General features: G+C 71.6%; 11 protein-coding genes and 1 pseudogene. 8 read left to right on the top strand and 4 right to left on the bottom strand.

Features of this window, described 5'->3' with window-relative positions; translation table 11 throughout:
* Window positions 1-284: 284 nt before the first annotated feature.
* Entirely contained in the window at window positions 285-752 is a 468-nt protein-coding gene (locus tag GLX30_RS04260) for a nuclear transport factor 2 family protein (RefSeq protein WP_159683715.1), read from the top strand.
* Between the two features lie 91 nt (window positions 753-843).
* On the opposite strand, the gene GLX30_RS04255 is transcribed toward GLX30_RS04260, so the two are convergent.
* On the bottom strand, window positions 844-1,734 hold the full coding sequence (locus GLX30_RS04255; RefSeq protein ID WP_159694856.1) for an NAD(P)-binding domain-containing protein: 891 nt from the start codon (window positions 1,732-1,734) through the stop codon (window positions 844-846).
* A gap of 76 nt (window positions 1,735-1,810) precedes the next feature.
* On the opposite strand from GLX30_RS04255, the gene GLX30_RS04250 reads away from it, so the two are divergent.
* The 3 genes and pseudogenes from GLX30_RS04250 to GLX30_RS04240 all read left to right on the top strand — a co-directional run.
* A complete protein-coding gene (locus GLX30_RS04250; protein WP_159683712.1) occupies window positions 1,811-2,170 on the top strand; it encodes a helix-turn-helix domain-containing protein in 360 nt (119 codons plus the stop codon).
* Window positions 2,171-2,286: 116 nt separating this feature from the next.
* On the top strand, window positions 2,287-2,904 hold the full coding sequence (locus GLX30_RS04245; protein WP_159683709.1) for a TetR/AcrR family transcriptional regulator: 618 nt from the start codon (window positions 2,287-2,289) through the stop codon (window positions 2,902-2,904).
* Window positions 2,905-2,932: 28 nt separating this feature from the next.
* Window positions 2,933-3,352: pseudogene (locus GLX30_RS04240) on the top strand (DNA alkylation response protein); the annotation flags it as partial.
* 56 nt (window positions 3,353-3,408) lie between these two features.
* Here GLX30_RS04240 and GLX30_RS04235 read toward each other — a convergent pair.
* On the bottom strand, window positions 3,409-4,614 hold the full coding sequence (locus tag GLX30_RS04235; RefSeq protein ID WP_159683706.1) for a cytochrome P450: 1,206 nt from the start codon (window positions 4,612-4,614) through the stop codon (window positions 3,409-3,411).
* Window positions 4,615-4,791: 177 nt separating this feature from the next.
* Here GLX30_RS04235 and GLX30_RS04230 point away from each other — a divergent pair, with 177 nt between their 5' ends.
* Window positions 4,792-5,355, top strand: coding sequence for a dihydrofolate reductase family protein (locus tag GLX30_RS04230; protein WP_159683703.1), 564 nt, complete (start codon window positions 4,792-4,794; stop codon window positions 5,353-5,355).
* Between the two features lie 391 nt (window positions 5,356-5,746).
* Here GLX30_RS04230 and GLX30_RS04225 read toward each other — a convergent pair whose 3' ends face one another.
* Window positions 5,747-6,769 (bottom strand): LacI family DNA-binding transcriptional regulator, encoded by a 1,023-nt coding sequence (locus tag GLX30_RS04225; RefSeq protein ID WP_159683701.1) that lies wholly within the window; start codon window positions 6,767-6,769, stop codon window positions 5,747-5,749.
* 204 nt (window positions 6,770-6,973) lie between these two features.
* Window positions 6,974-7,294: an L-rhamnose mutarotase gene (locus GLX30_RS04220; RefSeq protein ID WP_159683698.1), complete on the bottom strand. Its 321-nt coding sequence runs from the start codon at window positions 7,292-7,294 to the stop codon at window positions 6,974-6,976.
* Between the two features lie 353 nt (window positions 7,295-7,647).
* On the opposite strand from GLX30_RS04220, the gene rhaI reads away from it, so the two are divergent.
* Genes rhaI through GLX30_RS04205 form a run of 3 tightly spaced genes read left to right on the top strand, consistent with a single transcriptional unit; the run spans window position 7,648 to window position 12,412 of the window.
* Complete coding sequence (rhaI, locus tag GLX30_RS04215; RefSeq protein WP_159683696.1) at window positions 7,648-8,808, top strand: L-rhamnose isomerase; 1,161 nt, start codon at window positions 7,648-7,650, stop codon at window positions 8,806-8,808.
* Window positions 8,809-8,861: 53 nt separating this feature from the next.
* Window positions 8,862-10,907, top strand: a complete 2,046-nt coding sequence (locus GLX30_RS04210) for a bifunctional aldolase/short-chain dehydrogenase (protein ID WP_159683691.1) — start codon at window positions 8,862-8,864, stop codon at window positions 10,905-10,907.
* Window positions 10,904-12,412, top strand: a complete 1,509-nt coding sequence (locus GLX30_RS04205; RefSeq protein ID WP_159683688.1) for a rhamnulokinase family protein — start codon at window positions 10,904-10,906, stop codon at window positions 12,410-12,412. Before GLX30_RS04210 ends, GLX30_RS04205 begins: the two co-directional genes overlap by 4 nt.
* The last annotated feature ends 68 nt before the right edge of the window (window positions 12,413-12,480 follow it).

Genomic DNA, 12,480 nt, shown 5'->3' with positions numbered 1-12,480 from the left:
GACCGTCCCGCGCAGCTGATTCAGGTACGGGCCCCTTGGCTCCGCGGCAGGCCCCTTGCAACCGAGGGACATCCCCAAGAACGGGAGTGCGGGCCGACAGCATGGCCTTGTCCCCGTCTCACGGACCGGCCGGTGGTGAGGGCGCTCTTTGAATCTCCTCGAGACGGATTCTGCGTGGGCATGACAGGACCTGCGCGGTGATCCCCGATCCGGCCCCCGGCTACAGGCCCCAGGCCTCCGGCCCGTCGGAGTCCGCTGTCCGGCACGTGGCAGGATCGCCTGTCATGACACAACAGCGCCCGCCTTTCCCGCCGTTCGACCTCGACAGTGCCCTGGCCAAGGTCCAGGCCGCCGAGGACGCCTGGAACACCCGCGACCCGCACAAGGTCGCCCTCGCCTACACCGAGGACTCCGTCTGGCGGAATCGGGACGTCTTCCTGACGGGCCGTGAGCAGATCGCCGAGTTCCTCACGGCCAAGTGGGAGCGTGAGCTGGACTACGTCCTGCGCAAGAGCCTGTGGTCCTTCCACGACGACCGCATAGCCGTCCGCTTCCAGTACGAATGGCACGACGCCGCGGGCCGGTGGTTCCGCAGTTACGGCAACGAGCTGTGGGAGTTCGACGAGCGCGGCCTCATGAGCCGCCGCGAGGCAAGCATCAACGACGTGGCGATCCAGGAGTCCGACCGCCGCTGGTTCGGGCCACGCCCGGAGGACGAGCGCGGCCCGGGCCACGACATCCCCCTCCAGTGATCCCGGTCCGCCCGCCGGGACGCACCGGCGGACATGGGGGGCGACGGCGCGCTGGTCCACCGGCCGTCGGCCCTCGGACGTCCGCCGCGCCTCACTCGACCCTGAGCAGGTCGACCGTGCCGGCCAGGCCCTCGTCGCCGTGGCCCTGGTCCACCCGCCGGCGCATCAGGTCCATGTAGGGAGTGAGGAGCCGGGGGTCGACCGACTGGCCCTCGGCCGTGGCGAGGAGCGCGTCGTTCCCCGCCGACATCATGGCGAGGTTGGAGGTGACGCCCTCCGTGTAGTCGCCGCTCTCCAACTGGGCGGCGACCTCGTGGGTCATTCCGGACATGGCGCCGAGCCACTCCGCGAGCAGGGCGGCGAAACCGGCCCGGTCGAGGTCCTTCTCGGGGCGCACGAGGGCGAAGGCGTGGGTGATGCCCGCGAACATGCCGGTCATCGCGCTGAGCAGGGCGATGTCGTGCAGTGCCGCGTGGCCGGCGTCCTCGCCGACGAACGTCGCGCCGGCGGGAACCTCCAGCACGTCGCGGTGGCGTTCGAACAGCGCGCGGTCGCCGCTGTAGAACACATAGCCCCCCGTCCCGGGCCGGCCGATCATCGGGGGGACGGCCATGATCCCGCCGTCCAGGAACCCGGCTCCTCGTTCCTCGGCCCACGCGGCCCGCAGCCGGGACCGGGCAGGCGTGTTGGTGGTCAGGTCGACCAGGTCCTTGCCGGTCAGGTCGGTGCCCTCCAAGGTCTCGCCCACGGAGGCGTCGTCCAGCAGGCAGAGCACGACGGGGCCGGTCGCCGAGGCCAGCGCCTCGGCCGGCGTCGCCGCCACCCGGGCACCCTCGGCCGCCAGGCGTTCGGCCTTGGCGGGGGTGCGGTTCCATACGGTCAGCGGGTGTCCTGCGGCGAGCCAGGCGCGGGCGAGAGCGGTGCCCATGTCGCCGAGGCCGAGGAGGGTGACGGGGGTCCTGGAAGAGGTGTGGTTGTCCATGCCCATCAGGCTCGTACGGGCACGGACCGTGATCAAGTACGCACTTTTTTGTGGGTGGTTACCTTATGGTGAGCGCATGACCCGGCGCGACGCGTACGTGTGCGGCATCGACGCGGCGATCGACGTCGTCGGCGGCAAGTGGAAGGTCCTCGTCCTGTGGGCGCTGGAGTCCGGTCCCTGCCGGTTCGGTGAGCTGCGGCGCGGCATTCCCGGCATCAGCGAGAAGGTTCTCGCCTCCCACCTGCGGGAGTTGGAGTCCGACGGCATCGTCGTCCGTGCAGAGGACTGCGAGGGAGCGGTACGCCGCGTCACCTACGCGCTCACCCCGCTGGGCGTCTCCCTCAACGAGGCACTCGGCCCTCTCGGCGCCTGGGGCAGGAAGCACCTGCTCGACGACCGGAGCCCGCACGGCGAAGTGGCCGGCCCCTCGCGCTGACGGCCGGCTTCCGGTCCGTCCTCACACGCTCACCCCCTGCGGCGTCTTCGGCGCGCCCTGAGGGAGGGTGATACAGATGGCTGGTCCCAAGATCTGAACAATGGTTCACTTGTTGTATGGCCTACCGCAAGACACCCGCCGTGCAGAGCCGGCTCGACGCCGCCAGGGAGCACCTCGTGGAGCAGGCGACCTCCGTCGTCGCCGAATCCGGCTGGGCGAACGCGTCCGTCACCGCGGTCGCCGCTGCGGCCGGCATGTCCGTCGGGTCGGTCTACCAGCACTTCCCCTCCAAAGGGGCGCTGGCCGTCGAGGTCTTCCGGCGCGCCTCCGGGCGCGAGGTCGAGGTGCTAGCGGAAGTCCTCCGGGACGCCGGCGGGGACCCCGTCGAGCGGATCGCGCACGGCGTGCGCGTCTTCGCCCACCGCGCCATGGAGCGCCGCGGCCTCGCCCACGCACTCCTCGCCGCCCCCGCCGAACAGGCCGTGGCCCGTGAGCGGCTGGAGTTCCGGCGCCGCTACCGCGACGTGTTCGCCGAGGTGATCCGCGAGGGCATCGCTGGCGGACACCTCCCGCCGCAGGACCCCGACGTCACCGCCGCCGCACTGACCGGCGCGATCGGTGAGGTGCTGGTCGACCCGTTGTCCGATCCCGCGGCCGGCGACGCCGCCGAGCACCTGGTCAACGAACTGGTCGCGATGTCCCTGCGCTGCGCCGGCGCCCGGACCGCCGGCTGACCACCCCTACGACACCCCGAGGATCACCATGACGACGACTCCCGCCGCCGCCCACGAACCGCCGCGAGCGCCGGCGCGACCGGCGCGGCACCGACCGGCGCCTCACCGAGCAGCCGGCCCACCGCCGACACCCATGTCGTGACCGACCAGCCGCCGCTCGTCGGACACGACGTCGCGGACGACGCCGTACTGCTCGAGGGCCTGCGGCGCGAAGGTGCCGGCTGGTACGCCGAGGACCTGCACCGCATCGGCAGGCTCGCCGGCTCCGAACAGGTCCAGCGCTGGGCCGAGGAGGCCAACCGCTGCGAACCTGTGCTGCGTACCCACGACCGGTGCGGGAACCGGATCGACGAGGTGGACTTCCACCCGTCCTACCACTCGCTCATGGACGTCGCGATCAGTGAGGGCCCTCGGCGGCGCCCCGTGGGCCGACGACAGCCCCGGCGCCCGCTGGCCCTGGCCCGCCTCCGCCGCACCGGCTGACCGGGGCCTGCCCGTCGCCGGTCACCACCGCACGGGCAGCCTGCGCACACCTCTGATCAGCAACCCCGGCATCCACGGCAGATCCGCCTCGTCCGCGTCCTGCGCCAGGTCCGGGCAGCGTTCCAGCAGTGTGCGGAACGCGATCCGGCCCTCGAGCCGCGCGAGTGGCGCGCCCAGGCAGTAGTGCAGACCGTGACCGAAGGCGATGTGGCCGCGGGCGTCCCGGCGGATGTCGAACCGGTCGGGGTCCTTGAAGCGCTCCGGATCGCGGTCGGCGTCCGCCATGGTGATCAGGACGGTGGAGCCGGCGGGGATGGTCACCCCTCCGATCTCGACATCCTCCAGCGCGAGGCGGTCCGTACAGGTCTCCACCGGACCGTCGTAACGGAGCATCTCCTCGATCGCTCCGTCGAGCAGCCCGAAGTCGGCCCGCAGCGCCGCCAGTTGCTCGGGGTGCGAGAACAGCGCCCGCATGCCGTTGCCGATGAGATTGACCGTCGTCTCGTGGCCGGCGATGAGCAGCAGGACGGACATGCCGATGAGCTCCTCCGGCGACAGCCGGTCCCCGTCGGCGTCCGCCGCGTGGATCAACGCGCTGAGCAGGTCCTCGTCGGGACGCGCCCGCTTGGCGGCGATCAACTCGGCCAGATAGGCGGGCATCTCCTCGTAGGCCTGCGCCTCCGCCTCCGGGCTGGTGCGCGCCACCATCTCGTTGGACCAGCGCCGGAAGGCGTCCCGGTCGAGCTCGGGCACACCCAGCAGGTCGCAGATGACGGTCATCGGCAGCGGGAAGGCGAAAGCCGCGATCAGATCCGCCCGCCGCGACGGTTCCGCCAGCATGGCGTCGAGCAACTCGTCCGTGATCTGCTGGATGCGCGGCGCCAGCGCGTCGATGCGGCGCGGGGTGAAGCCCTTGGTCACCAGCCGCCGCAGCCGGGTGTGGTCGGGCGGGTCCGACATCAGCATGTGCGCGAGGGCAGGCTGGTCCTGGCCGGTATTGATGATCTGGCTGACGTCCCCGGACTTGATCCAGTCCCGGCTCAGGCGCGGATCCGTGAAGGCGGCGCGAGCGGTGTCATGGCCGAGGACGAGCCAGATCTCCTCGCCGTCGGGGTCGAGCACCCGGTGCACGGGCGCCTCGGCCCGGAGCCGGGCGTAGACCGGATAAGGATCGCGGACGAAGTCCGGGCCGAAGTCGCGCAGATCGACGATGGGCGTGGCCGCCATGTATTCCCCCAGTTCACGAGTCGAATCGCACGCTAACGTGAACGAAGGTCGGACGGACATCGGGTTTCGGTCAATGAATCCGCCCCTGCCTGCGGGCGCCACCGATGAGTTCCGGTCGCGGCAGCCGTCGATAGTGTCGGATCACCTGCAGAGCGGCAGATTGAAAGGGAACACCCCATGCGCACGTTCAAGCTCCAGGTCCAGACCACCGCCGACGGCTACATGGCCGGCCCGAACGGCGAGATGGACTGGATGACCTTCCCGTGGACCGACGACATCAACGCCTACCTGGACTCGCTCACCGAACCGGTCGACTGCATCGTCCTCGGCCGAAAGCTGGCCGAAGGCTTCATCCCCACGTGGGCTGCCGGCCCGGAGGGCGAGGACCAGGCGTCCATCGACAAGATGAACAACACGCCCAAGGTCGTCATCTCCAACACCCTTACAGAGTCGCCCTGGGACAACACCGTCGTCGCCGGCGGTGACCTCGCGGGGATCGTCGGCAAGCTCAAGGACCAGCCCGGCGGTGACATCATCGCCTACGGCGGCGGCACTCTGGTGTCGAGCCTCATCGCCGAGGGACTGCTCGACGAGCTCCACCTCCTCGTCAACCCGACAGCGATCGGCGCCGGAATGCCGGTGTTCCCCGCCCTCGGCCGGAACCAGCCGTTGCGCCTTGTCGCGGCCAGGCAGTTCGACTGCGGTATCACCGCGATGCACTTCGAACCGAAGCGCGCCTGAAGAGCGCCGGTTCCGGCCGCTCGGGCCGTCCACCGCAGGAGCCGAGAAGGATCCCGGTGCTCATTGGCTGAGCCGGACAGCCGAGGACCCCACGGTCCTCACGCACCGTCTGAAAACGGCCGCCGGCCCCGGGATCGTCCTGCGCACCCTCGTCCACGGCGACGCCGACCGCTGTCCGGGTTCCCCCAGGGCTGCCTGTCCCGCGAGTCGCGGCGGTTCAGCCCGTTCGCCGGTCACGACCTCCTGTCCGCACGGGAGTTGTGCGACGCGATCGTCGGGCGTGCGGCGGGACTCGAGATACGGGCCGGCATCCTTGGCGGAACGCCACATCGCATGATCGTCAGTCAGCTGGTGAAGGGGCACCGCGCGTTCCCGTCCCCCGACCGGGATCTCAGCGGGGCGGCAGGCTGGAGCGCCGTACGACCAGTTCCGGTTCCAGCACCACACGGCGGTGTTCGTGGTCGCCGCCGTCGGCCGTCTCCATCTCCTCGAGCAGGAGCTGGGCGGCCAGCGTGCCCATGGTGCGGGCCGGCTGGCGCACCGAGGTGAGGGGCACTGCCGCGGCAGCGGCGAACTCGATGTCGTCGTAGCCGACGATCGCGAGGTCGTCCGGGACGCGTACGCCCGCCGCGAAGACGGCCTGAAGCACGCCGAGAGCGAGCAGGTCGTTGGCGCAGAAGACGGCGGTGGGCCGGTCCGTCATGCCGAGGAGGCGCGCCCCGGCGTCGCGTCCGGCGGCGACGTCGAGGCGGTCGGTGGGCAGCTCCCGCATCACCCCTGGCGGCAGGCCCGCCTCGGCGAGGGCCTGCAGCGCACCGGTGCGGCGGTCGCGGACCTGGCTGAGGCCGGGCGGCCCGCTGACGTAGGCGAGGGACCGGTGGCCGGATTCGACGAGGTGGCGGACGGCGAGAGCGCCGCCGGTCACGTCGTCGACGGACACGGAGCATTCGGCGTTGCCCTCGGCGACCCGGTCGACGAGCACGAAGGGGATCTTGTGGCGGCGGAAGGTCCTGATGGTGCCGCCGGTGGCGTCGGCGGGGGTGACGAGCACCCCGCGGACGCGCTGCTCGGCGAACAGTGCCAGGTACTCGGCCTCGTCCGCCGGGCTCTGGGCGCTGTCGCAGATCATGACACCGAGCCCCGAGCCGCGGGCGGCCTGCTGCGCGCCGCGTGCGATGTCCGCGAAGAACGGATTGCCCATGTCGAGGACGAGCAGCCCCATCATGCGGCTGTGGCCGGCCCGCAGTTGGCGGGCGGATTCGCTGCGGACGTAGCCGAGACGGCTGATCTCGGCCTCCACCCGGGCCCGGGTGGGGGGCGAGACCGTGGCCGGGCGGTTGATCACGTTGGAGACCGTGCCCACGGACACGCCGGCGGCGCGGGCGATGTCCTTGATTCCCACCGAGCGGGCCATCGGGTCAAGACCTCCAGGGTAGGAAGAGCACAGGCAGGCCTCAGGTTACCCACCGGCCGGCCGCGGGCCCGCCGGGCCTTCGGCGGCGCGGAACCGCGGCGGCGTGACGTCCGGCAGAGCGGAGCGCTGCGCGGTGCCCTGCCGGAGCCGGACGCCGCACCGACACGGCGCCGCACCGGCATGCCGTCGGGACGGCGGGTCGCTTCAGGCCAGGTGGAACACCTCCGTGAGGGGCTTCATGGCCTCGTCGGGCCGCTGCCCGTCCAGGGCCTCGAAGCAGTCGGCCATCTCGGCCTGCCAGCGGGCGTTGACGCCGGTCGCCTCCATCGCGGCTCTGGCCGCGTCGAAGTCGTCCGTCTCCAGATATCCGACGAGCAGACCGTCGTCCCTCAGGAAGAGCGAGTAGTTGCGCCAGTCGGCGGCGGAGAGGGCGTCGAGCATCTCCGGCCACACGGCCGCGTGACGCTCCCGGTATTCGGCGAGCCGGTCCTTGCGGACCTTGAGCAGGAAACAGACGCGCTGCATGGAGGACCGTCCCGAGGGTCGGAGGGTGTGGCGGTCGGCGTTGTTCTCATCGGTGATCCCGACGGCGTGCGGAACCACCCGATGGCCGCTGTGAAAGGTTTCACTGAGGTTTGGTCGGGAGGTTAAGCACCGGCGTGTTGTCGCGTCAATGGCCGGCCGTTCCGGACATCGGCCCTCCCCCGACTGCCCTTTGCAGGAGACGGTGTCCGCCGAGGCGGGGGTTGACGTCCCCGGGCCCGCACACCTAGCGTCCTCTTGAATCGCTCTTGAATCGTTTCATCCAGACTGTCCACGCACGTATCGCACCGGGTCCATGGGCACCGCGCCCGGGCCCCGATGCCGTAGGAGCCCACGTGACCGACCGCGCCGCTGTCAAAGCAGCCCTGCAGGACCAGACCGTAGAGACGCCGTCATGGGCGTACGGGAACTCAGGCACCCGCTTCAAGGTCTTCGCCCAGCCGGGCGTCCCGCGCACCCCGTACGAGAAGCTGGACGACGCCGCCCAGGTGCACGCCCGCACGGGCGTCGCGCCGACCGTCGCCCTGCACATCCCCTGGGACCGGGTCGACGACTACGCGGCACTGGCGAAGTACGCGGGGGAGCGGGGTCTGCGGCTGGGCACGATCAACTCGAACGTCTTCCAGGACGACGACTACAAGCTCGGCAGCGTCTGCCACCCCGACCGCGCGGTGCGGCGCAAGGCCCTGGACCACCTGCTGGAATGCGTCGACATCATGGACGCCACCGGCGGCCGCGACCTGAAGCTGTGGTTCTCCGACGGCACCAACTACCCCGGCCAGGACGACATCCGGGCCCGTCAGGACCGGCTCGCCGAAGCGCTCGGCACCGTGTACGAGCGGCTCGGTGAGACGCAGCGGATGCTGCTGGAGTACAAGCTCTTCGAGCCGGCCTTCTACACCACCGACGTGCCTGACTGGGGCACCGCCTACGCCCACTGCCTCAGGCTCGGCCCCAAGGCGCAGGTCGTCGTGGACACCGGCCACCACGCGCCCGGCACCAACATCGAGTTCATCGTGGCGCTGTTGCTGAGCGAGGGGAAGCTCGGCGGATTCGACTTCAACTCCCGCTTCTACGCCGACGACGACCTCATGGCCGGCGCCGCCGACCCGTTCCAGCTCTTCCGGATCATGTACGAGGTCGTCCGTGGCGGCGGGCTGACGCCCGAGGTCGCGTTCATGCTCGACCAGTGCCACAACATCGAGCAGAAGATCCCCGCCGTCATCCGCTCGGTGATGAACGTCCAGGAGGCCACCGCGAAGGCCCTCCTCGTCGACGGTGACGCCCTCTCCGCCGCCCAGCGCGCCGGCGACGTGCTCGCCGCGAACGCCGTGCTGATGGACGCCTACAACACCGACGTCCGGCCGCTGCTCGCCGAACTCCGCGAGGAGACGGGCCTCGACCCCGACCCGGTCGCCGCCTACCACCGCTCGGGCTGGCAGCAGCGGATCACCGACGAGCGGGTCGGCGGACAGCAGGCGGGCTGGGGCGCCTGAACGCAACCGCCCGGCAGGTCATCCCGTACGCACACACCTCGAAGGACACACACATGGCCTCCTCGCCACACCCCGCGGCCACAGCTCTCCTCGGACGCTCCCACCGGCTCGGCTCCGACCCGCGCAACACCAACTACGCGGGCGGCAACACCTCTGCCAAAGGAGTCGCCACCGACCCGGTGACCGGCGGGGACACGGAACTGATGTGGGTCAAGGGCTCCGGCGGAGACCTCGGCACGCTCACCGCGTCCGGCCTCGCCGTGCTGCGGCTGGACAGGCTGCGGTCCCTCGCCGCCGCGTACCCGGGTGTGGAGCGCGAGGACGAGATGGTCGCGGCGTTCGACTACTGCCTCCACGGCAGGGGAGGGGCCGCACCGTCCATCGACACCGCGATGCACGGACTCGTCGACGCCGCCCATGTCGACCATCTGCACCCCGACTCCGGCATCGCGCTGGCATGCGCGGCGGACGGGGAGAAACTGACCGCCGAGTGCTTCGGCGACAGCGTCGTCTGGGTGCCGTGGCGGCGACCCGGTTTCCAGCTCGGCCTGGACATCGCCGCCGTGAAGGAGGCCAACCCGCGGGCCGTCGGCTGCGTCCTCGGCGGCCACGGCATCACCGCCTGGGGCGACACCTCCGAGGAGTGCGAGCGCAATTCGCTGCACATCATCCGCACCGCGGAGGCGTTCCTCGCCGACCGCGGCCGCCCCGACCCCTTCGGGCCGGTGCTCGACGGGTACGAGCCGCTGCCGGAGCCCCAGCGGCGCGCACGAGCAGCGGCCCTGGCCCCGCATGTACGCGCCCTGGCGTCGGCCGACCGGCCGCAGGTGGGGCACTTCGACGACAGCGAGGTCGTGCTCGACTTCGTCTCCCGGGCCGAGCACGGCCGGCTCGCGGCCCTGGGCACGTCCTGCCCGGACCACTTCCTACGCACCAAGGTGCGCCCGCTGGTACTGGACCTGCCGGCGACCGCTTCCCTGGACGCCACCGTCGCGCGTCTGCAGGAACTGCACACCGCCTACCGCGCGGACTACCGGGCCTACTACGAGCGTCACGCCCGGCCCGACTCGCCGCCGATGCGCGGCGCGGACCCGGCGATCGTGCTGGTTCCCGGCGTCGGCATGTTCTCGTTCGGCAAGGACAAGCAGACCGCCCGCGTGGCCGGCGAGTTCTACGTCAACGCCATCAACGTGATGCGCGGCGCCGAGGCCGTCTCCCGCTACGCGCCCATCGACGAGTCGGAGAAGTTCCGTATCGAGTACTGGGACCTGGAGGAGGCCAAGCTGCGGCGGATGCCGAAGCCCCGGCCCCTCGCCACCCGCATCGCGCTCGTCACGGGAGCCGGCTCCGGCATCGGCAGGGCCATCGCCCGGCGGCTCGTCGCAGAAGGCGCCTGCGTCGTCGTCGCCGACCTGAACGCCGGCAACGCGGCCGCCGTCGCACAGGAGCTGGGCGGCGCCGACCGGGCCGTCGCCGTCACTGTCGACGTCACCGACGAGGCCCGGATCACCACGGCGTTCCAGGAAGCGCTGCTCGCCTTCGGCGGCGTGGACCTGGTCGTCAACAACGCCGGGATCTCCATCTCCAAGCCGCTGCTCGAGACCACGGCGCAGGACTGGGACCTCCAGCACGACATCATGGCCCGCGGCTCCTTCCTGGTCTCCCGCGAGGCGGCCCGCGTGATGACCGCACAGCAACTGGGCGGTGACATCGTCTACATCGCTTCCAAGAACGCCGTGTTCGCCGGGCCGAACAACATCGCCTACTCCGCGACAAAGGCCGACCAGGCCCACCAGGTACGGCTGCTCGCCGCCGAACTCGGCGAGCACGGCATCCGCGTCAACGGCGTCAACCCCGACGGAGTGGTGCGCGGTTCCGGCATCTTCGCCGGCGGGTGGGGCGCCCGACGGGCGGCCACCTACGGCATCGAGGAGGACGAGCTCGGCGCGTTCTACGCCCGGCGCACCCTCCTCAAACGCGAGGTGCTGCCCGAGCACGTGGCGGCCGCGGTCTTCGCCCTCACCGGCGGCGACCTGACCCACACCACCGGACTGCACATCCCCGTCGACGCCGGCGTCGCCGCCGCCTTCCTGCGATGAGCCGCCGCCTTCCCGCGACGGACCGCCGCCCTTCCGCGACGAGCGGACCGGCGAAGGCCTTCGCGGCGGTCGACCTCGGCGCGTCCAGCGGACGCGTCATGGTCGGCCGCCTCGGCCGCGGAACCCTCGAACTCGTCGAAGCGCACCGCTTCCCCAACCGGCCCGTCCGCGCCGGCGCCACGCTCCACTGGGACGTCCTCGCCATGTACGCCGGCGTCCTGGACGGTCTGCGCGCGGCCGGAGAAGCCGCCGGCAGGCGTCTGGAGTCGGTCGGCATCGACAGCTGGGCCGTCGACCACGGCCTGCTCGACGCGGACGGACGACTGCTCGGCAACCCGGTCCACTACCGCGACGCCCGCACCGAAGGCGTCCCGGAGAAGGTGTGGGCCGACCTGCCGGCCGACCGGCTGTACGCGGCGACCGGCACCCAGCACGCGCCGTTCAACACGCTGTACCAGCTGGTGGCCGCCCGGGGCACGGCGCAGTTCGCCGCGGCCCGCCGCCTGCTGCTGATCCCCGACCTGATCGCCTACTGGCTGACCGGGGAGCAGGGCACGGAACTCACCAACGCCTCCACGACCCAGCTGCTCGACCCGCGTACCGGCGACTGGGCCCACCCTGTCGCCGAGAGCACCGGCATCGACGTCGCGCTGTTCCCACCGCTGCGACGGCCGGGCGATCCGGCCGGCACGCTGCTGCCGCACGTCCTCGAGGAGACCCGGCTGACCGGGCCGGTGCCCGTCACCACCGTCGCCTCCCACGACACGGCGTCGGCGGTCGCCGCCGTCCCGGCGGCCGCCGGTGAACGCTTCGCCTACATCTGCACCGGCACATGGTCGCTGGCGGGCCTCGAACTCGACTCGCCGGTGCTGACGGAGGCCGGCCGCCGGGCCGCCTTCACCAACGAACTGGGCATCGACGGCACCGTCCGCTACCTGCGGAACATCATGGGCCTGTGGCTGCTCCAGGAGTGCTTGAGGGAGTGGGGCGACCCGGAGTTGACGCCGCTGCTCGACGCCGCCGCCGCGATCCCCGGCCCGGCGTCCGTGGTGGACGCCTCGGACCCGGTGTTCCTCGCACCCGGCAGGATGCCGCAGCGCATCGCGGAGGCCTGCCGAGCCTCGGGACAGCCGGCGCCGGGCACGCCCGCCGAGACGACCCGCTGCATCCTCGACTCCCTCGCGCTGGCGCACCGCCGGGCAGTCGAGGACGCCCAGCGGCTCGCCGACCACCCGGTCGACGTCGTCCATTTCGTCGGCGGCGGAGCACGCAACGCCCTGCTGTGCCGGCTGACCGCGGACGCCTGCGGGCTGCCTGTGGTCGCCGGACCCGCCGAAGCGGCGGCTCTCGGCAACATACTTGTCCAGGCCCGCGCCCACGGCCTGATCGGCGGCCGCGACGAGATGCGGAGTCTGCTCGCCCGCACCCAGCACGTGACCCGCTACGAACCGTCGGGCGACCGTGCCGCATGGGACGCCGCCGCCGAAAGGGCTCTCCGGAGATGATGGTCCGGCCGACGCCGCCGCCGGCCACCACTGCGGGGGCGGCCGGCAGCACACGGCCCGCCCCGCAC

Source organism: Streptomyces sp. Tu 2975, assembly GCF_009832925.1.
Lineage (GTDB): Bacteria > Actinomycetota > Actinomycetes > Streptomycetales > Streptomycetaceae > Streptomyces.
This window is presented reverse-complemented; position numbering and strand designations above follow the sequence as displayed.

Excerpts from the sequence above, each read along its gene's own strand:
- GLX30_RS04260 (WP_159683715.1), top strand. The coding sequence starts at position 285 with ATGACACAACAGCGCCCGCCTTTCCCGCCGTTCGACCTCGACAGTGCC.
- GLX30_RS04230 (WP_159683703.1), top strand. The coding sequence starts at position 4,792 with ATGCGCACGTTCAAGCTCCAGGTCCAGACCACCGCCGACGGCTACATG.
- GLX30_RS04255 (WP_159694856.1), bottom strand. The coding sequence starts at position 1,734 with ATGGACAACCACACCTCTTCCAGGACCCCCGTCACCCTCCTCGGCCTC.
- GLX30_RS04245 (WP_159683709.1), top strand. The coding sequence starts at position 2,287 with ATGGCCTACCGCAAGACACCCGCCGTGCAGAGCCGGCTCGACGCCGCC.
- GLX30_RS04210 (WP_159683691.1), top strand. The coding sequence starts at position 8,862 with ATGGCCTCCTCGCCACACCCCGCGGCCACAGCTCTCCTCGGACGCTCC.
- GLX30_RS04220 (WP_159683698.1), bottom strand. The coding sequence starts at position 7,294 with ATGCAGCGCGTCTGTTTCCTGCTCAAGGTCCGCAAGGACCGGCTCGCC.
- GLX30_RS04205 (WP_159683688.1), top strand. The coding sequence starts at position 10,904 with ATGAGCCGCCGCCTTCCCGCGACGGACCGCCGCCCTTCCGCGACGAGC.
- GLX30_RS04250 (WP_159683712.1), top strand. The coding sequence starts at position 1,811 with ATGACCCGGCGCGACGCGTACGTGTGCGGCATCGACGCGGCGATCGAC.
- GLX30_RS04225 (WP_159683701.1), bottom strand. The coding sequence starts at position 6,769 with ATGGCCCGCTCGGTGGGAATCAAGGACATCGCCCGCGCCGCCGGCGTG.
- GLX30_RS04235 (WP_159683706.1), bottom strand. The coding sequence starts at position 4,614 with ATGGCGGCCACGCCCATCGTCGATCTGCGCGACTTCGGCCCGGACTTC.